Below are 18,864 nucleotides of genomic sequence, written 5' to 3'. Positions count from 1 at the left end.
TTGGGCCGGTACGGCGTTGCGCTTCGCGCTGCCGCCTCGTGAACCAGGATATGATTCACGAGACCTGGCAATTTGGCCCTCCGGCTGGCTGGGGCGGCGACAGACAGTTGCCAACCTCTCAAACCTTTCTCCCCCCGCCTTACTGCGCCAACCGTACGCCAATCGTGTTCTCGTCCTTGCGCAGCATGTTGCTCCGCAGCTGGCCGCAGGCGGCGTCGATGTCGCCGCCATGCTCCTTCCGGATGACGCAGTTGATGCCGCCCCGGTAGACGATGTTGTGGAACTGGGCGATGGCCTCCGGCGTGCTCCGGCTGTATTGGGGATGCTCCACCACCGTGTTGTAAGGAATCAGGTTGACGAACGCTAGCTGCTTGAGCGGCGTCAACAGCTGCACCAGCTCCCGCGCCTCCGCTGGATGATCGTTGACGTCGTTGAGCATGATGTACTCGAAGGTGATGCGCCGGTTCGTCGTCTGCACGTAGTAATCGATGGCCGCGAACAGCTTCTCCAGCGGCCACGCCCGGTTAATCCGCATGATACTGCTGCGCAGGGTGTTGTTCGGGGCGTGGAGAGAAATGGCCAGGTTCACCTGCAGGTGCAGGTCGGCGAATTCCCGGATCTTGTTGGCCAAACCCGACGTGGAGACCGTGATGTGGCGGGCACCGATATCCAGACCGTGCTGATCATTGATAATGTGGATGAAATTGATCACGTTGGTGAAATTATCGAAGGGCTCACCGATGCCCATGACGACGATGTGGCTGACCCGTTCGCCGTCGCCGGCTTCGTCCAGATAGTGCTGGACCTGCATGATCTGGGCGACGATCTCGCCGCTGGTCAGATCCCGCTGCTTGCGGATCAAGCCGCTGGCGCAGAACGTGCAGCCGATGTTGCAGCCGGACTGGGTGGTGACACAGACGGACAGGCCGTAGTCCATGTACATCAGGACGGTCTCGATGAGCAGCCCATCGGCCATCCGGAAGAGCCACTTGGTGGTCTTGTCCGTTGCTGTCAGTTTCTGCACCACAGTCAGCGGGCTGAACGAAAAGTTGGTATTGAGCAATGTGACCAGGTCGGCAGGCAGATTGCTCATCGCCGCGAAGTCCGTGACCCGCTGCTGGTAGAGCCATTGCCAGATTTGAGCGGCCCGGTATTTCTTCTGACCGTGGGCCAGCAGCCAATCTTGTAGTTGAGGTTGGGTCAAGCCATAGATCGAATTCTGCATAATTTCCTCCTGGGCGGCGGCTGCACAGCCCGTCGCCATACCTTAGTATGCTTCAGTCTACCGGCTCTGCCCGCCGATTGCAAGGTGAGAAAGCCCTTCCGCTCCTGGCGTCAAACCTTTATACTAGAAGAAACAACAATGTGAAGGAGCGGTCAAAAATGACGACACTACGCGATGATTTCTTCTGGGGCAACTCGACCTCCAGCATGCAGACGGAGGGGGCCTCGGCTGAAGGGGGCAAGGGGCCGTCGGTCTACGATGTGCGGCCAGCGACGGAAACGGCCAGCGACTGGTCCGTGGCCATCGACGACTACCATCGCTACCCGGAAGACATCGCTTTGATGAAGGATCTGGGGATGAATTTTTACCGGTTCCAGATTTCTTGGAGCCGGGTCCAGCCGGACGGGGAAGGGGCCTTCAACGAGGAGGGCATCGCCTTTTATGATCAGCTGATCAACAACCTGCTGGCAGCCGGGATTCAGCCGATGATCTGCCTGTACCACTTCGATATGCCGCTGGCGTTGGCGAAGAAGTACAACGGCTTTCTCGACCGCCACGTGGTGGACGCGTTCTACACCTATGCCCAAGAGATGCTGAAGCGCTTCGGCGACCGGGTGCACTACTGGATCACGTTCAACGAGCAGAACCTGTACAGCTTGACGGATGCCTTCGTCATCGCCGGGTACCTGGAGGGACCCAAGTCGCTCCATGATCTGTACCAGATCCAGCATAACGTCGCCCTGGCCCACGCCCTGGTGGCCAACACCGTGCACGAGAACTATCCAGCCTTGCAGATCGGCGGGATGGTCGCCTACCAGCAGGTCTATCCGGCCACGGCTAACCCTCAAGATGTCGCCGCTGTGCGCCGCTTCAAGGAATACGTCATGGCGAATCTGATCGATATCTTTACCACCGGCCAGTATTCTCCGGAGGTCATCAGCTTTATGCACCGCCAGCACCTGGACGATATTCTGAAGCCGGACGAACTGGCGATCATTGGCGAGACTCGCAGCGACTTCCTCAGCTTCAGCTACTATTCCAGTGCCGTCATGGACAGTACCAAGATCCCGCTGGGAACGGTGCCCAATTTCTATCCCCACACCGGAGTCGGCCACAATCCGTATCTGCCGACGAACGAGTGGGGCTGGCAGGTGGATCCCCAGGGGTTCAATACCGTGCTCCACGACCTCTACAACCAAGGCCGGGTACCGGTCTTCCCGATTGAGAACGGGATTGGGCTGCGCGAGCACTGGGATGGCGTCCACGAGATTCAGGACGACGTCCGCATCCAGTACATGCGCGAACATATCCAAGCACTCAAGGACGCCGTGGCGGAAGGCGTGGACGTCCTCGGCTACCTGGGCTGGGGCCTCATCGACATCCCCAGTTCCCAGGGCAACATGGACAAGCGTTACGGCGTCGTCTACGTCAACCGCGGCAATCATGACTTACGGGACCTGAAGCGGGTGCCGAAGAAGAGTTACGGTTGGCTGAAGGAAGTCATCAAGAGCAACGGCGCCGTGTTGTAAGAAGACAGAAAATGGGCGGGGCAGCGGCTGAGAAGCCGGGGCCTCGCCTATTTTCTTGCAGTGCCGGTCACCGTGTCAGGCGGCTCGGGTGAAAGATCCGGTAGAACTGCCAGATCAAGCGCAGGGCAATAATGATGATCATTGTGAGCAGCAGATAATGGACGACCGGATACGTGGTGTAATGCGACCAGTCGTCCGTGATTTGGAAAACAACGGCGCCGCCGATACTGAAGGCGATAGCGACTGCCCCAATACCGATTTGAATGTTCTTTTTGCCAAAACTGGCGGCTAAGTCGCCGGCGGTTTCAAAGGCAAAAAAAGCAGACATAATCGCGTAACCCAGGCCATAAGAGCGGACCAAGGGCGGGGCAGTCAGGATCCACGCGATGCACCCCAGGAAAAGCAATAGGCAGAGGGTGTCGAATAACCTGGCAAAAGCCGGCGTCGTGAAGTAATGGAAGAAGCGTTTTAACCCGGCAGGCATGATCGTGATCCTCCTTGGGCCGCGGTCGCCGGACAACCGCGGCCATTTCGATGGCCACAGCATAAACCGGTCAGGGGGGTAAAGACAAGCGGATTGACTTGGGTGTTGGCGAGTGGCCACGGGCTGCGGGACTGATTATTGTCTGCTGCATCTTGGCAGTCCCACGGCATCGTGGTATACTGAATTCAGTAAATAGATTGTACACAACTGAATGGCATTCCAGAAAGGACGATCGCAATGAAAATCAACATTAAGGATACCGCACGCGATTACTTGGCTCAGAAGGTTGCTCCGAATCAGTTCATTTTCTTGGGTTTGGACGATGGGGCCAGCAAGTTTTCTAAACTCGGCGGTTCCTGCGCGGTAGGCGGCAAGTTCCAGCTGGTCCTTTCTGACCAAGCCGATGCGGATTACAGTATTCCCGTGGAGAATAACGCCGGCTACCAGCTGTTCACGTCGAAGGAAGAGCTGCCGTACCTGGAAGATGGGCTGTACTTGCAGTTCCATAACGCCGCCTTGGGGCTGGGCGGCAATAGCGGCCTCCTTGACGGCGCGATGCGGGTCGTCAAGGCGGATCCCAGTCAGGTGACGCGGAAAGAAATGGAAACACTCGGCGGTAAAATTTGCTAAGGTTGTGACGTTTGGGGTAGAAGTCTGCGGCGAGGGCCGCGGGCTTCTTTTTTTTCGTCAAACGACCGGGGTATCTTTTTCGATGAAACCGCTGTACTTTGTCGTGGCTAAGCAGTACACTGAAGGAAACCAAGGTATGTTTAGGAGAATGAAGGAGCGGGGTGCCCTATGAAGGTCGTTGTATTTTCTACCTGTGTCGTCGACCTGTTCTTCCCCAACGTGGGGGCAGCAATGGTCGAGGTCCTGGAACGGTTCGGCTGCGAGACGGCGATGCCGAAGAAGCAGATCTGCTGCGGTCAGCCGACATTCAACAGCGGTTATGTGGCAGACAGCCAGAAGACGATGCGCAACGAGGTGGATGCCTTGCTGAGTGTCGACGCCGATTACATTGTGGGGCCGTCGGGGTCCTGCGTGAACATGCTCCACGAGTTCCGCATGCACCTGGCCGACGACCCGGAGTACGGCCCCAAGGCGGAACAGCTGGCCAGCAAGAGTTATGAGTTCACCCAATTTCTCTACCGGGTACTGCACGTCATTGACGCCGGCGCCGAGCTGGACGCGAAGGCCACCTTCCACCGCAGCTGTCATATGACCCGGCTGCTGGGGGAGCGGGTCGCCCCCTTCGTCCTGCTCGACCACGTTAAGGGGCTGCAAATGATCCCGCTGCCCCACATCGAGAACTGTTGCGGCTTCGGCGGCCTTTTCTCGGTGAAGGAGCCGGAGATTTCGAAGCTGATGGTCAATGAGAAAGTTGACGACGTGGTCAGCACCGGTGCCGATATCCTGATCGGGGCCGATCAGACCTGTCTGATGAACATCGGCGGCCGCTTCTCCCGGCGCAATTTGCCAATCAAGGTGATGCACATTGCTGAAGTGCTGAACAGCAACGTGGACATGAGCCGGGTCCGGTATGCGAACGAGGAAGAGCTGGCAGCGATGGCTGGGGGGCGTGACTGATGGGATTAGAAACGAGTAAGGACCCATTTTTGACCCGGGTCAAACAATCGGAAAAAGACACTTTCATGCAAAAGTCAGTGGCAAAAGCGCAAGATGCCCAGTGGGACAAGCGGGAAGCCGCTCGAAAAGAATTAGGTCACTGGCAGGACTGGCGCAACCTGGGAGAGCAAATCCGCCAGCACGTGATCAAATACTTGCCAGACTACCTGGAAGAATTCGCGGACAACGTCGAGAAACGCGGCGGCCATGTTTACTTTGCCAAGAAAGATACTGACGCCGTCAACTACATTACCAACCTGGCCAAAGAGAAGCACGTTCAGCGGGTGGTGAAATCCAAGTCCATGGTGACGACGGAAATCGACCTGGACAAGGCGCTGCTGAAGATTCCGGGAATGAACCTGATGGAGACCGACCTGGCGGAGTTCATTCTGCAAGAAGACGATTGGGATGAGCCAACCCATATCGTCTTTCCGACCCTGCACAAGAACCGGGACCAGATTCGGGAAGTCTTCCAGAAGCTGGGTTACGAAGGGGACAACGATCCTACCCACATGGCCCGTTTCGCCCGGGAATACCTGCGCCGTGACTTTCTCCAAGCGGACATGGGCATCACCGGCTGCAACTTCGCCATCGCCGACTCCGGCTTGATCAACCTGGTCACCAACGAAGGCAACGCCGACTTGACCATGGCCATTCCCAAGACCCAAGTCGTGGTGATGGGGATGGAACGGCTGGTGCCCAGCCTCAAGGAAGCCGAGGTGCTGGACAACATGCTCAGCCGCAGCGCGGTCGGGCAGAAGCTGACCAGTTACTGCTCCTTCAGCGGCGAGCAGGTGGCCGGGGAAAGCGACGGCCCGGAGGACCTGCACGTGGTCATCCTCGACAACGGCCGCTCGAATGCCCTGGGGACGCCCTTCGAATCCGTGCTCCAGTGCATCCGCTGCGGGGCCTGCCTGAATGTGTGCCCGATTTACCGGCACATCGGCGGCCACGGCTACGGGTCGATCTATCCCGGCCCAATCGGCGCGGTCTTGTCCCCCGTTTTGGACGGCTATGAGAAATTTGGCGACCTGCCCTTTGCCTCCAGTCTTTGCGGCGCCTGCACCGAGACCTGTCCGGTGAAGATTCCGCTGCACCGGTTGCTGATCAAGCACCGGGAAGTGATGATGGACAAGCTGAAGACGGACAAGGCCTTCAACAAGGCGATCATGAAGGGCATTGGGATGGGGACCGGCGATCCGGCCCTGTTCCAGATGGCGATGGAATTCGACCATTCGGCGACGCTGCCCTTCGTGTCGAAGAAGCCCACCAGCGTGGAGAACCTGTACAACCATGAGGGCCACATCACCCACGCCCCGTCCATGGCCAAGGGCTGGACGGACGTGCGCGATGCCCCCCGGCCGCCTAAGCATACCGAGAACTTCCGCCGCTGGTACAAGGACCACGAGGCGCAGAAAGGGGAGACCACCGATGGCGAATGATAACCGGGAAGACTTCTTGAACTTCATTGCCGAAAAGTCCGGGCGGCCCCGCCATCAGCTGGCTGACCATCCGTTTACGCCAATCAACGATCTGCCCGAAACGACGCTGGCAGATAAGACACCCGCCGAGCTGTTCACCTTGGCGCAGGAAAACAGCGAGGCGGAGCACGTGACCTTTAAAGCCGTGGCCAGTGCCGATTTGCCCGGCTTGCTGGATGGTATCATCGCCGAAAAAAAGGTGCAGTCGTTACTCTTGCCCACGGATTCTCGGATTGCCGCTTATGGCCTGACGGATTGGGCGGCTGAACAGACGCCGGCCCCGGTATACTGGAATCCCCAGGGCACGCGAGACGAGAATATTCAGCGGGCCCAAGACGCTGACTTGGCGGTGGGATGTGTTGATTTCCTCTGTGCCGAGGCGGGGACGATCACCGTGGCTACCACGCCGGGCCAAGGGCGCAGCTTCCACTTTCTGCCCACCCATTACGTTGCTCTGGTCCCCCAGAGCCGCATCGTGCCCCGTTCACGGCAGGCAATGGACTGGTATGACGCCGAGATCAAGGCCGGCCGGCTGCACACATCGAACATCAACTTCATCACCGGACCGTCGAATTCCGGCGACATCGAGATGGTGCTGGTGGTTGGGGTGCACGGCCCCATCGATATGACGTACGTGGTGCTCACGGATCAATAAGGCAGCCCGGCTCTTGCATTGGTCACAGGCCACTCTTATACTAGTGTCATTCAATGAATGGAAGGGATCGATGCAGATGACAGAAACGAAAACAGCCGCTGTAACGGAAACCGCGCAATGTGCTGACGGGGCGTGCAGCCTGCCTCAGCCTACACCGGAAGAGGAATTGCGCCACAGTCGGGAAGCCGCATATATGGATCAGGCGCAGCACCTCACGCGTCTGACCGTCGCCGAGCTGGATAAACAGCGGGCGGCCGGCCACCGGGTGACGGTGATGTTCAGCCGGAAGACCTGCCCTTGGTGCCAGGTCATGATGCCGAATCTGGTGCTGGCCCAAGCCGCTGCGGGGCAGCCGGTGGCGTACGTGGACACCTTGGCGACACCGACAGACGCCGCCTTGAAAGCTTTCCGCGACCAGTGGGGCGTCAAGTATGTTCCGACTCTGCTGGTCTTCCAAGACGGGCAGGTTGCGGCCCGGTACGATGGGGACCGCAGCATCGCTGATATTACGGCCTTTCTCAAGCAGCAGTAAACAGTGCAGCAAGCGAGCGAAGACACGGTGACAAAACCGTGTCTTTTTTTGTTTGCTCTAAATGACATAAAATTAAGTAATGATTAATAACATTCGTTATTATTTATCCGGTAATCCGTCACCGAAGCCTGGCGTTACTTGCTCCGCAGCACCATGACCGCTTCATAAGGCCGCAGCGTCAATAACGCTTGGGTCAGTTGCAACCCGTCCGGATAATTATGGGCCAGAATGGCTGCGTCGGCCAAATCGGCGGCTCGCCGGGACTGGCGGGTGCCGGACCAGTTGGCCCAGACGGAGAGAACGGTGGCGGCGTTCTCCCGCTGGTAGTGCATGACGGTGGTATCGTCAGGCGCCAGCATGGTGAAGGTGCCGTCCGCGAAAACGGCGTACTGCGGGCGGATGCTGATCAGGTGCTGGTATAGGGCGAAGATACTATGCGGGTCGGCCAGGGCGCCTTGGACCGTTACCGGGTCGGGGAGTCCTGGCGCGAGCCAGGGGGTGCCGGTACTGAACCCGTGGTGGACGGTGTCGTCCCACTGCATGGGGGTCCGGGCATTGTCCCGGGACTTTTGCTGAAGAATGGCCAGGGCCGTAGCGGTATCTGTCCCTGCCGCCAGCATAGCAGCATAGGCGTTCCGACTTTCTCGGTCATCGTATTGATCGATCGCCGTGAAGTAGGCATTGCGCATGCCGATTTCTTCGCCCTGGTAGATATACGGCGTCCCTTGCAGGCCGAATTGCACGATGGCTAAGAGCTTCTGGGATTCGGTCCGGTAGCGGTCGTCATTCAAGAAGCGAGAAATAGCCCGCGGCTGATCGTGGTTGGTCCAAAAAAGTGCGTTCCAGCCGTGGGCTTGGGCGATACCCACTTGCCATTTGGTCAAGGCCGCTTTCAAGGCGGGCAGAGAGAATTGGCCCAAGGTCCATTTCTGACCGTTGGTGTAGTCAATTTTTAGGTGCTCGAAAGAGAAGGCCATGGCCAGTTCGTGGTGGGCCGGATCAGTGAAAGCACCGGTCTCTGCGACCCCCGCGGAGGCCAGCTCACCCACGGTAATCATGCGGTGGGGGCCGAAGACCTGGTCGTTCATCTGGCGCAAGTAGTCGTGGACGCGGGGGCCGTTGATGTAGTAGGCGCGGCCGTCGTCCTGGGGCGTGGCCCGGCTGACATTGCCGAAAGGCAGACGCTTGGCAATCATGTTGATGACGTCGAGGCGGAAGCCGTCGATTCCCTGCTCGGCCCACCAGGCCATCATGGCCAGCAGTTTCTTTCTCACCATGGGGTTGCCCCAGTTGAGATCGGGCATGTGCTGCTCGAAGATGTGCAGGTAGTACTGCTGGCGGGTGTCGTCCCACTGCCAGGTACTGCCGCTGAACCGGGACACCCAGTTCGTGGGCGTGTCCGTCCAGAAGTAGAAATCGGCATAGGGATTGGTCTTGTCTTGGCGGCTGGCGCGAAACCAGGGATGTTCAGACGAGGTATGGTTCAGGACCAGATCCATCATGATGCGGATGTTGTACTGGTGGGCGGCGGTGAGCAGTGCCCGGAAGTCGGCGAGGGTACCGTAACGCGGATCAATGGCCTGGTAGTCGCTGATATCGTAACCATTGTCGTAACCCGGCGATGGGTACATCGGTGTCAGCCAGATCAACTGGATACCCAGTTCGTGCAAATACGGGAGCCGGCGAATGATGCCGGGAATGTCGCCGAAACCGTCGCCATTACTGTCTTGAAAACTGCGGGGATAGATTTGATATGCGGTTGCGGTATGCCACCAAGCCAATGTGCGTCACCTTTCTTAATTAAAAAATGCCCCAAAATCGGCAAGACCGGTCTTGAGGCCCAAATCGTATTACGAGCGGAACGTATCCAGCCAGCTGCGCTTCTGCTTCGGCTCTTCGTCCTGCTGGATGCCGCTGCGGTTGTCGATGGGGGGCAGGGCGCGGATGTCCACCAGGTCGGCGTCGATGCGCTTGACCAGGATGAAGTGGGCGACCAGGCCTTCGGTGGCCTTCAAGAACGCTATCGTGGTGTCGTCCATGTGGTCGATGATCACTAGGGGAATGACGTCGGTGATGGGGCTGGCGGCCGGCTGGTCGTCATTAGCGGCGGCTGGGTCGTCTTGGTAGGTGGCGTCATCGGCGTCCACCTGCTCATCGGGATTCGGCTGCGGGGCCGGAGCGGGTTGGCCGCTGTTCAGCATCGGGTTCAGCACCTCGTCGGGAATCTGGGTGGCGACGGCGTTCAGCCGGTAGATGATTGTCGGCAGCAGGTCGGTATTGTGCACCACCACGGTGGGATAGAAGATACCCGTATCCGACTCGTCCTGCATGATGAAGTCGATCACCTGACCGCTATCCGGCACCTTGACCTGGTGGTTCGTGGGATTCAGGCTGAAGATGCGGGCGATACTGCCGATCGAATTCGTGATGATCGTCTTGAAGGTATCGTCAGAAAACGGTTCGGGATGGCCTTCGGCGACGGCGGCGAGGCGGTCGTCGTGTAATCGAAACAAATTTTCAACTTCCATAAAAACAAGCCTCCTACAAGTTATGTTCGTAACTCAAGTATACGCTATCGCTCCGGCTCCCCGCCGTAAATTTACCTAAAAGAGGCAAAATCAGTCTGGGGGCGGAGTGGTCAAGTGCACGGCGGCAATCGTCACCTGGTAATCCCCGCTGGGGGCGTGGACGGTGACCGTATCGCCCTGGCGGTGGCCCAGCAGCGCCGCCCCCAGCGGCGACGCCTGGGAGATTTTCTGGTCCTCCAGATCTGCCTCGGGCTTGCCGACAATGGCGTACGTATCGGTTTCGTCATCATCCGCGAAGCGCAGCACCACGGTCTGGCCGATGGCCGCCACGCCATCGTCCTGGGGGCGCACGATGTCGGCGTAGCGCCGCTGTTTGCCCAGGTAGCGCAGACGCGACTCCAGGTGGCGCAGGTCCCGCTTGGCACTGCTGTATTCCGCGTTCTCCGACAGGTCCCCCAACGCCCGGGCCGCCTGCAGGGCCTGAATCAAGCCGGGCCGCTGTTTCTTCAACCGTTCAATTTCTTTACCCAGCTGGTCGAAGCCTTGCTGGGTCATTTTTTCGTAGTAGACCAGCGTCTTTTCCTCCCTTTGCAGAAATCCATAATCTAATGTAATACAATGGATACTGTTTAGGAAGAAAGGAAGCGGCATGATGGCATGGACGATCGGCGTCGATCTGGGCGGGACCAATATCAAAATCGGGTTATTTGACGACCAGCTGGCGTTGCAGGCCCAGCACTGGCTGCCGACGCCGGCCACGGCGCCGCCGGCGGCGACCCTGACGGCAATCACCGCTGGGGTCCGCACCTTGCTGGCGGCTCATCCCGGTTCGCTCACGGCGATTGGCTTGGGCATCCCGGGATTGGTGGATGCCCAGCGCGGCCTTTCACTCTTCTCCCCGAACTTCCCCCAGTGGCAGAATGTTCCGGTGAGCGCCACCCTGGCGCAGACGTTCGGCGTGCCGGTGCGGATCGATAACGACGTGCGGGTGAACACGATTGGGGAGTGGCGCCAGGGGGCCGGCCGCGGCGTGCAGGACCTGGTCATGCTGACGATCGGCACCGGCCTGGGCGCCGGTGTCGTGGTGGACGGCCATATGCTGCGCGGGGCTACGAACTCTGCCGGCGAAGTGGGCCACATGAACATGTTCCGCCGCGGCCGGCCGTGCAATTGCGGCAGTCAGGGCTGTCTGAGCCGGTACGTCTCAGCCGTGGGCATCGTCCAGACGTACCAAGAAAAGCGGGCGGCCCAGCAGCTGCCTGCGGACCCGGCGGCGACGCCGAAAACCATTCAGCACGCGGCGGAAGCCGGCGAGGCGGCGGCCATCGCCACGTACCAAGCGGCCGGCACGCTGCTGGGGTACGGCTTAACAAACATCGTGAATATGTATAACCCCAGCGTCATTATTATCGGCGGCGGGGTGGCCGGCGCTGGGGACTGGCTGCTGCGGCCTGCCCGCCAAATCGTGGCGGACCATGCCCTGGCGATTCCCGGGCACGCCTGCCGCATCGTCACGGCTGCTTTGGGCAACACTGCCGGCATGCGCGGGGCGGCCCAACTGGTACGAGAGGAGATACACCCAAAATGAAAATTGGTATGATCAACAATGGACCGGTCGTCGTCACAGAAGACAACGGCACACTGCATGCGGCACCGATCACGAACGCCGAGACGGTCATGGCCGCCTGGGCTTTGGGTCCGGAGCGCCTAACCACCGGCCCGCAAGAAGAAATTCAACCGGTCCAACTGGTCTGCCCGCTGCCGGACAGCCGCCAGGTCTTCGCCGTGGGCATGAACTACGCCGCCCACACGAAAGAACTGGGCGTGGCCGCGCCCAAAGCCCCCAGTGTGTTCACCAAGTTTCCGTCCTCACTGACTGGTCCGACCGTTACCGTGGCCCATCACGGGGAGAAGACCGACTGGGAGACTGAGCTGGTCGTGGTCATCGGCCAAGGCGGCCGGGATATTGCCGAGAGCGATGCACTGTACCATGTCGCCGGTTATATGGTGGGGCAGGATTTGTCCGACCGTGCGGTCCAGTTTATCAACGACCCGCCCCAGTTCTCGCTGGCTAAGTCCTTTGCCGGATACGGGCCCATCGGTCCGTGGCTGACGACGCCGGATTCGGTGCCGGATTTCACCCAGCAGACGCTGACCACCACCGTGAACGGCACAACGATGCAGCAGAGCACGCTGGCTGACCTGATCTTTTCACCGGCAACGCTGATCAGCTACCTTTCTCACATTGTCGCCCTGGAACCCGGCGACCTCATCTTCACTGGTACGCCCAGCGGCACCGGTGTCGGCCGCCAGCCCCAGATCTTCTTGCACGCCGGCGACCAGCTGACCAGCCGGATCACCGGCTTGGGGACCTTGCACATCACGATTGCTTAACTAACAGACAGAAAGGAATTGACCCATGGCCTACCGCTTCTTACTCTTCGATATCGATGACACGCTGCTGGACTTCAAAGCCGGCGAAATGAAAAGCCTGCGGGCAATGTTCAAGGAACTCAATATTCCCGCCGACCCGCGGTTGGAGGACACCTACCTGCGTATCAACCAGTCCCTGTGGGAAGCTTACGAGCGGGGCGACATCAGCCGGGAAGACATCTTCCAGCGGCGCTTCGTGCGCACCTTCAAGCATCTGCACATCGCTGCGGACGGACTGCTGGCCGAGCGGGTGTACCACGCTAAGCTGGATACGCAGGCGGTGGTCATTCCCCGGGTGACGGAGACCTTGGCGGCCTTGCAGGACTATGAGTGCTACATCGTCTCCAACGGCATTGAAACAGTGCAGCTGGACCGGCTGCGCAAGAGCGGTCTAGCCCGTTACTTCCGGGATGTCTTCGTCTCGGACAGTGTCGGCGTGCAGAAACCGATGAAGGCGTTCTTCACGTATACCGCCCACCATATTCCCGGCTTCCGGGCCGAGGAAGCGCTGGTCATCGGTGATTCGCTGACCAGCGACATCCAGGGCGGGGTGAATGCCAAGATCGATACCTTGTGGTACAACCCCCATTTTCTGCCCAACCGGTCAGCAGTGACTCCGACCTATCAGCTCAACGAGATCAGCGACCTGACCGCCTTGCTGCAAGCCAACCAAGGCTAGCCGGTGGCACGGGTCTTGACCGTTTCTGTATCATAGGATACAGGAGGACACACCCTTATGGATATAATTTCGACCCTGGTCGACCGGCGCCAGCAGCTGCTCAGTGCGCTGGGCCAGCACCTCAGTATCTCCCTCATCGCGCTGGTGATCGCCATCATCATCGCGATGCCCCTGGCTTTCTGGGCGGCCCGGCACAGTAAAGCGGCGGCGGTGCTGCTGCAGATTGCCGGCATCCTGCAGACGATTCCGTCCCTGGCACTGCTGGGACTGCTCATTCCCTTGGTGGGGATCGGCACGACCCCGGCAGTCATCGCCTTGGTGATTTATGCCCTGCTGCCCATCTTCCAGAATACATATATTGGTATTACCGGTATTGATCCGGCGCTGGAAGAAGCGGCGGACGCCTTTGGCATGGGCCGCTGGCGCAAGCTGCGCAAAGTCGAACTGCCCTTGGCGGCCCCGACGATCATCGGCGGCATCCGCACCGCCCTAGTCCTGATCATCGGTACGGCCACGCTGGCCGCCTTGATTGGCGCCGGCGGTCTGGGCTCCTTTATCCTGCTGGGAATCGACCGCAACAATACCGCACTGATCGTCATTGGGGCGGTCTTTTCTGCCCTGTTGGCAATCATTCTCTCGGCCCTCATCTCCTGGCTGGCGAAGCAGCGCTGGCAGTGGACGGCGGGGCTGGTGGTGCTGCTGATCCTCGGGGTTGGCGGGACCCAGATCGCCAGCCGGGTGAACCAGCCGGAGACCGTCGTTATTGCCGGCAAGCTGGGCAGTGAGCCGGATATTCTGATCAATATGTATAAGCAGCTGATCGAACACGACGACCCCCACATTCGGGTGCAGCTGAAGAGCAACTTCGGCAAGACCACCTTTCTTTTCAATGCTGTCAAGACGGGCAGCGTGGATATCTACCCGGAGTTCACCGGTACGGTTCTAGAAACGCTGGTCAAGCAGGACCGCACGGCGGCCCACTTAACGGCGGCCCAGACGTACACCGCCGCCCGCCAGGCGCTGAGCAAGCAGTTCCAGATGACCTACCTGCAGCCGATGGCATACCAGAACACATACGGCGTGGCCGTCAAGCGGCGCTTCGCCCAGGACCACGGCTTGACCACCATCAGCAGTTTGCGCAACGTGACGGACCAGCTCTCAGCCGGGTTCACGCTGGAATTCTTAGACCGGCCCGACGGCTACCAGGGCTTGAAGAAAGTTTACGGGCTCCATTTTCCGACCCATTCCTTCGAGCCGGCGCTGCGTTACGCGGCCATCAATAACGGCAAGGTCAACCTGGTGGACGTCTATTCCACCGACAGTGAGATTGTGCAGTACAAGCTGCAGGTCTTGCGGGACGACAAGCACCTCTTCCCGCCTTACCAGGGGGCGCCGCTGATGCGGACGGCCTTTGCCCGTCAGCACCCGGGCATCGTGCGCAGTTTGAACAAGCTGGCCGGGCACATTACCGATAAGCAGATGCAGCAGATGAATTACGCCGTCAACGTGCGCAACGAATCGCCGGCCAAGGTCGCCCGGACGTACCTCACCAGTCACGGCCTGCTGAAGGGAGGGGATTAAGATGGCGGAGGCAGAAAAGACCGCAATCGAATTCCAGCACGTACGCAAGGACTTCACCGGCCAGACCATTCTGAAGGATTTGAACCTGACCATCCCCGCCGACGAGATCTTCGTCCTGGTGGGGCCTTCCGGTTCCGGTAAAACGACGACGCTGAAGATGATCAACCGCCTGGAAGAGCCCACCGACGGCACGATTACGTTCTTCGGCCGGCCGGTGGCGGCGTATCCCCTTCAGGAACTGCGCTGGTCGATCGGTTACGTCCTTCAGCACATCGCTCTGTTTCCTAACATGACGGTGGCCGAGAACATTGCCGTGATCCCTGAAATGAAGAAAATGCCCAGGGACCGCCTGCGTGCCCGCACCGAGGAGCTGCTGGCGGCGGTGGACCTGCCCGCCAAGACCTATGCCGATCGCTACCCTGATGCCTTATCCGGCGGTGAAGCCCAGCGGGTGGGAATCGTCCGGGCGCTGGCGGCGGATCCGGGGGTAATCCTCATGGATGAACCGTTCAGTGCCCTGGATCCGATTTCTCGCACCCAGCTCCAAGACCTGATCCTGCGGCTGCAAAGCAAGCTGCATAAGACCATCGTGTTCGTGACCCACGACATGCAGGAGGCCGTCAAGGTGGGGGACCGCATCGCCGTGATGCACAACGGGGTGATCCTCCAGGTGGGCACCCCGGCGGAGATTCGCCAGCACCCGGCGGCGGCCTTCGTCGCCGACTTCTTTGCCGGCGCAGAAATGGGCCGGGTGGCCTGGGCCGACACGGTGGCCCAAGTCTTGGCCAGCGGCGTGTTGACCGCCACGAGTCAGCCGCCGACCCCGGCGGTGACGCTGCACACGACAGTAGCCGCGCTGGCGCCGCAACTGGCCGCGGGCACGGTGCTGGCCGTGGCCGACCCCCGTACCCGTCAGACATACCGGCTGGATGCCCAAGGATTGTTGAACTATATCGTGCGCGTTCATACGGCGGAAGGAGAAAGCAATTCATGAATACACAGCATTTTGACACCCTGATTATCGGCGGCGGCCCGGGCGGGTTGGCCGTGGCTTACGGCTTAGCCCCGCACCAGCACGTTGCCGTCGTCGAAGCGGACCTCTGGGGCGGCACGTGTCCCAACCGTGGGTGCGACCCGAAGAAGATGCTTTACGGCGCCGTTGCCAGCCGGGTCCAAGACCAGCAGTACGCCGGCCACGGCCTGATTGGCGCGGCGAATGTGGACTGGCCGGCCCTGATGGCGTTCAAGCGGCAATACACGGAGAAAGTACCCAGCGGCACCCAAAAGGGCCTGGCGGCCAACGGCGTGACCACCATTCACGGCGCTGCCCGGCTGCTCGACGCTCATACGGTGAGTGTGGCCCGGGCCGAGTACACGGCTGATTTCATCATCTTGGCCACCGGTGCCCACGCGGCCCGGCCGGCCATTCCCGGGGCCGAACTGCTGGGAACCAGCACCGACTTCTTAGATTTGGACACGCTGCCCCGGACCATGGCCTTCATCGGCGGCGGTTACGTGGCGGTGGAACTGGCCAATATTGCGGCCAACGCCGGCGCCGAGGTGCACCTGATCCAGCATAATCACCGGCTGCTGCGGGCCTTTCCCGAAACCTATACCCAGCGCCTGGCCCAGATTATGACGGACCGGGGCATTATCTTCCACTGGGATACCAGTGTGACTCAGGTCAAGGAAACGGCGGCAGGGGTGGCGCTGACCCTGTCTGACGGTACCCCGCTGACCGTGGCCCAGGCCTTCAGCGCCATCGGCCGGCCCGCGAATACTAATTTGGATCTGGCCGCAGTGGGCATCACCGCTAAGAAGGGCGGTATCGTGGTCAACGACCACTTACAGACGGCCCAGCCGAATATTTACGCTATCGGGGACGTCATCGATAAGGCGGCACCGAAACTCACGCCAGTGGCCGGTTTTGAAGGCCGCTATGTCGTCAGCCAGATCCTTGGCACCAGCACCGCGGCCATCCGCTACCCGGCCGTGCCGCACCTGGTCTTCGCCACGCCCGAACTCGGGCAAGTCGGTGTCTCTGTGGCGGCGGCGCAAGCTGCACCAGACCAGTACACGGTGACCGAACAAGATCTCAGCGGCTGGTATACGTACAACCGAATCCAGGACCGCACCGCGCGGGCGACGGTCATCACGGACAAGCAGACCCATCGCTTGGCCGGCGCCGTTGTGCTGGCCACCGATGCCGAGGAGCTGCTGAATTACTTTGCCCTCCTGATCCACCAAGGCGCCCCTGCCAGCGACTTGGCCCAGTGGATCCCAGTCTATCCCAGCGTCGCCAGTGACCTCAGCTACTTATACCAAGGGTAGAAAGGCGCCTGATGGCAAATTCGGCAACCCGCCTTTGCTGAAATTAGCGCCCACCGCGGGCGCTAATTTGCTATAGTGACCTTATGCACTGGCCGCATATTGCCGGTTCAGCGTTTATGGTACGATTGATATAGAGAGAAAACGCAGGGGGAACGTGGAAATGGAAAAGTGTACGAAACGGTGGTCAATTTTAGGCTGGCTGATCCTCTGCCTATTGGCGGTGCCGTTTTTGACTGCTGCCGATAGCGGCAGCACCAGTCAAAGCAGCAGTCGGCCAGCCACCCAGCGGGCCGAGTACGCTTACGCCATTCAAGCCAACTTACCCAAAAATCAGGTCGATCCCCAGGTCCATTATTGGGTATTGCAGCTCAAGCCGGACCAGACGCAGAAACTGTCCACGATGCTCGTGAACACCGGCACCAAACCGATTACTATCCGAGTCCAGGCCAATAATGGGACCACTGCGAACAATGCCTCCATTGCTTACAACGATACCCGAGAGGCAATCACGCCCAAGTCGGCCACCAGTTTTGCTTCGCTGGTCGTGGGGGCCCGAGAACAAAAAATACGGCTAGCCCCTTACGAGACGAAGAACGTGGCATTCACCATCAAGGCCCCCAGCAAGGACTTCAACGGTATCATTCTCGGCGGCATCCTGACCAGAGCGTTCGTGAACAGCGCCGCGAAAGGGAAACTGACCCTGCGTCAAGAGGTAGCTTACTCCATCAGCGTGGTGCTCCAGGGAAAAACGATGGATGTGACCCCGGCGCTCACGTTCGGCAAGCAGGTGGTACCCAAAGCCGATGGCGGGCGCATGGTCCTTTCTCTCCCCACGACCAATGATCAGCCGATCAACATTGCCAATATTGCCACGGCCATGACCGTCACCGACAAGGCCACCGGTAAGCGTGTTTACCACGCGACCGCTAACGGGATGAAGGCGGCTCCCCATTCTCAGTGGAATTGGGCGCTGCCGGTGAACCACCTGGGGTCCGGCAGTTACCGCATGACCTTGGCCGTGTCCGGGCAGGGCTTAAAAAAAGAGACCATTACCCGGGACTTCTCAGTCAGCTCCGCTGTGGCTGCCGCGACGACCCAGCCGCAGACGCCCATGAATGCGAATCACGATGTCATTGTCGTTATTGTCGTTCTGGTCGTTCTGCTCTTGGTGGTCGTTTGGACGCTGCTGTATTTCTTCGCCATGGACAAGGGCAAGGCTCAGCGCAAGCGGTGGGAAGCCAAGCGCACCAGCCGGCAGGGCAAACATCGTCGGGGAAACAAATAACTAGGTGTTTGCGGAGAAATGTGGTAAGCTATTCTTTGTAATCAAGAAGCGGGAACAGTTTTATCTGTACATTCGTTACGATGGATTGGATTTCCTTTTTCGATTACCTGGTGCAACGTTACTTTAGTTTTTGAATAAGGAGATACTTGATCTATGGAAGGTACAGTTAAGTGGTTCAATGCAGATAAGGGTTATGGCTTCATCACTGGTGACGACGGCAAGGATGTATTCGTACATTTCTCCGCCATCCAAGGCGAGGGCTACAAGTCCCTGGACGAAGGCCAACACGTCACTTACGACGTTGAGGAATCCGACCGTGGGCCCCAAGCAACGAACGTTGTTAAGCAGTAATTAACTGCTGACAGAAGAAGCACCCGAGCGCGTCAGCGCTGGGGTGCTTCTTTTTTTGCTCTGGGCAGGTGACAGAAAAGCCCCGCGGATTGTCTGCGGGACTGATGTCATGAGTTATTGGAGTTCGGGTAGTTTACCCGAGGA

General features: G+C 59.4%; 19 protein-coding genes. 14 read left to right on the top strand and 5 right to left on the bottom strand.

The features are described 5' to 3' along the window. Window positions 1-139 precede the first annotated feature (139 nt). Window positions 140-1,225, bottom strand: a complete 1,086-nt coding sequence (gene rlmN / locus L248_RS04850) for a dual-specificity RNA methyltransferase RlmN (RefSeq protein ID WP_040535033.1) — start codon at window positions 1,223-1,225, stop codon at window positions 140-142. A gap of 158 nt (window positions 1,226-1,383) precedes the next feature. On the opposite strand from rlmN, the gene L248_RS04845 reads away from it, so the two are divergent. Continuing rightward, on the top strand, window positions 1,384-2,754 hold the full coding sequence (locus L248_RS04845; RefSeq protein WP_040534971.1) for a glycoside hydrolase family 1 protein: 1,371 nt from the start codon (window positions 1,384-1,386) through the stop codon (window positions 2,752-2,754). A gap of 67 nt (window positions 2,755-2,821) precedes the next feature. On the opposite strand, the gene L248_RS04840 is transcribed toward L248_RS04845, so the two are convergent. Then, window positions 2,822-3,238 carry a hypothetical protein gene (locus L248_RS04840; RefSeq protein WP_040534969.1) on the bottom strand — a complete coding sequence of 139 codons (417 nt, stop codon included), beginning with the start codon at window positions 3,236-3,238 and terminating at the stop codon, window positions 2,822-2,824. A 237-nt stretch (window positions 3,239-3,475) separates the two neighbouring features. Between L248_RS04840 and L248_RS04835 the strand changes: the two genes are divergently transcribed. The 5 genes from L248_RS04835 to L248_RS04815 all read left to right on the top strand — a co-directional run bounded on the left by L248_RS04835 (window position 3,476) and on the right by L248_RS04815 (window position 7,532). Next, window positions 3,476-3,868, top strand: a complete 393-nt coding sequence (locus tag L248_RS04835; protein WP_022528976.1) for an iron-sulfur cluster biosynthesis family protein — start codon at window positions 3,476-3,478, stop codon at window positions 3,866-3,868. A 168-nt stretch (window positions 3,869-4,036) separates the two neighbouring features. Continuing rightward, the gene (locus L248_RS04830; protein WP_022528975.1) at window positions 4,037-4,825 is read left to right on the top strand and encodes a (Fe-S)-binding protein; all 789 of its coding nucleotides are present in this window, start codon (window positions 4,037-4,039) and stop codon (window positions 4,823-4,825) included. Next, on the top strand, window positions 4,825-6,306 hold the full coding sequence (locus L248_RS04825) for a LutB/LldF family L-lactate oxidation iron-sulfur protein (protein ID WP_022528974.1): 1,482 nt from the start codon (window positions 4,825-4,827) through the stop codon (window positions 6,304-6,306). Before L248_RS04830 ends, L248_RS04825 begins: the two co-directional genes overlap by 1 nt. Further along, window positions 6,296-7,000 (top strand): LutC/YkgG family protein, encoded by a 705-nt coding sequence (locus L248_RS04820; protein ID WP_022528973.1) that lies wholly within the window; start codon window positions 6,296-6,298, stop codon window positions 6,998-7,000. Before L248_RS04825 ends, L248_RS04820 begins: the two co-directional genes overlap by 11 nt. Before the next feature lie 76 nt (window positions 7,001-7,076). Next, a complete protein-coding gene (locus L248_RS04815) occupies window positions 7,077-7,532 on the top strand; it encodes a thioredoxin family protein (protein WP_196811991.1) in 456 nt (151 codons plus the stop codon). A 134-nt stretch (window positions 7,533-7,666) separates the two neighbouring features. Here L248_RS04815 and L248_RS04810 read toward each other — a convergent pair whose 3' ends face one another. The 3 genes from L248_RS04810 to greA all read right to left on the bottom strand — a co-directional run bounded on the left by L248_RS04810 (window position 7,667) and on the right by greA (window position 10,633). Then, complete coding sequence (locus L248_RS04810; RefSeq protein ID WP_022528971.1) at window positions 7,667-9,313, bottom strand: alpha,alpha-phosphotrehalase; 1,647 nt, start codon at window positions 9,311-9,313, stop codon at window positions 7,667-7,669. A gap of 69 nt (window positions 9,314-9,382) precedes the next feature. Then, window positions 9,383-10,060, bottom strand: coding sequence for a hypothetical protein (locus L248_RS04805; RefSeq protein ID WP_022528970.1), 678 nt, complete (start codon window positions 10,058-10,060; stop codon window positions 9,383-9,385). Between the two features lie 90 nt (window positions 10,061-10,150). Next, on the bottom strand, window positions 10,151-10,633 hold the full coding sequence (gene greA / locus L248_RS04800) for a transcription elongation factor GreA (RefSeq protein ID WP_040535030.1): 483 nt from the start codon (window positions 10,631-10,633) through the stop codon (window positions 10,151-10,153). A gap of 76 nt (window positions 10,634-10,709) precedes the next feature. On the opposite strand from greA, the gene L248_RS04795 reads away from it, so the two are divergent. The 8 genes from L248_RS04795 to L248_RS04760 all read left to right on the top strand — a co-directional run bounded on the left by L248_RS04795 (window position 10,710) and on the right by L248_RS04760 (window position 18,720). Continuing rightward, window positions 10,710-11,648 (top strand): ROK family protein, encoded by a 939-nt coding sequence (locus L248_RS04795; RefSeq protein ID WP_022528968.1) that lies wholly within the window; start codon window positions 10,710-10,712, stop codon window positions 11,646-11,648. Further along, entirely contained in the window at window positions 11,645-12,454 is an 810-nt protein-coding gene (locus L248_RS04790) for a fumarylacetoacetate hydrolase family protein (RefSeq protein WP_022528967.1), read from the top strand. Before L248_RS04795 ends, L248_RS04790 begins: the two co-directional genes overlap by 4 nt. Before the next feature lie 25 nt (window positions 12,455-12,479). After that, entirely contained in the window at window positions 12,480-13,172 is a 693-nt protein-coding gene (locus L248_RS04785; protein ID WP_022528966.1) for a YjjG family noncanonical pyrimidine nucleotidase, read from the top strand. A gap of 57 nt (window positions 13,173-13,229) precedes the next feature. Then, window positions 13,230-14,753: an ABC transporter permease/substrate-binding protein gene (locus tag L248_RS04780; RefSeq protein WP_022528965.1), complete on the top strand. Its 1,524-nt coding sequence runs from the start codon at window positions 13,230-13,232 to the stop codon at window positions 14,751-14,753. A 1-nt stretch (window position 14,754) separates the two neighbouring features. Further along, window positions 14,755-15,747 (top strand): ABC transporter ATP-binding protein, encoded by a 993-nt coding sequence (locus tag L248_RS04775; protein ID WP_022528964.1) that lies wholly within the window; start codon window positions 14,755-14,757, stop codon window positions 15,745-15,747. Next, window positions 15,744-17,084: a dihydrolipoyl dehydrogenase family protein gene (locus tag L248_RS04770; RefSeq protein WP_022528963.1), complete on the top strand. Its 1,341-nt coding sequence runs from the start codon at window positions 15,744-15,746 to the stop codon at window positions 17,082-17,084. Before L248_RS04775 ends, L248_RS04770 begins: the two co-directional genes overlap by 4 nt. A 160-nt stretch (window positions 17,085-17,244) precedes the next feature. Beyond that, on the top strand, window positions 17,245-18,369 hold the full coding sequence (locus L248_RS04765; protein ID WP_040534962.1) for a DUF916 domain-containing protein: 1,125 nt from the start codon (window positions 17,245-17,247) through the stop codon (window positions 18,367-18,369). A 153-nt stretch (window positions 18,370-18,522) separates the two neighbouring features. Continuing rightward, window positions 18,523-18,720, top strand: a complete 198-nt coding sequence (locus L248_RS04760; protein WP_022528960.1) for a cold-shock protein — start codon at window positions 18,523-18,525, stop codon at window positions 18,718-18,720. The last annotated feature ends 144 nt before the right edge of the window (window positions 18,721-18,864 follow it).

Source organism: Schleiferilactobacillus shenzhenensis LY-73 (assembly GCF_000469325.1).
GTDB lineage: Bacteria > Bacillota > Bacilli > Lactobacillales > Lactobacillaceae > Schleiferilactobacillus > Schleiferilactobacillus shenzhenensis.
Note: the sequence above shows the minus strand (reverse complement) of the source record. Positions and strands in the feature narration are given on the sequence as shown.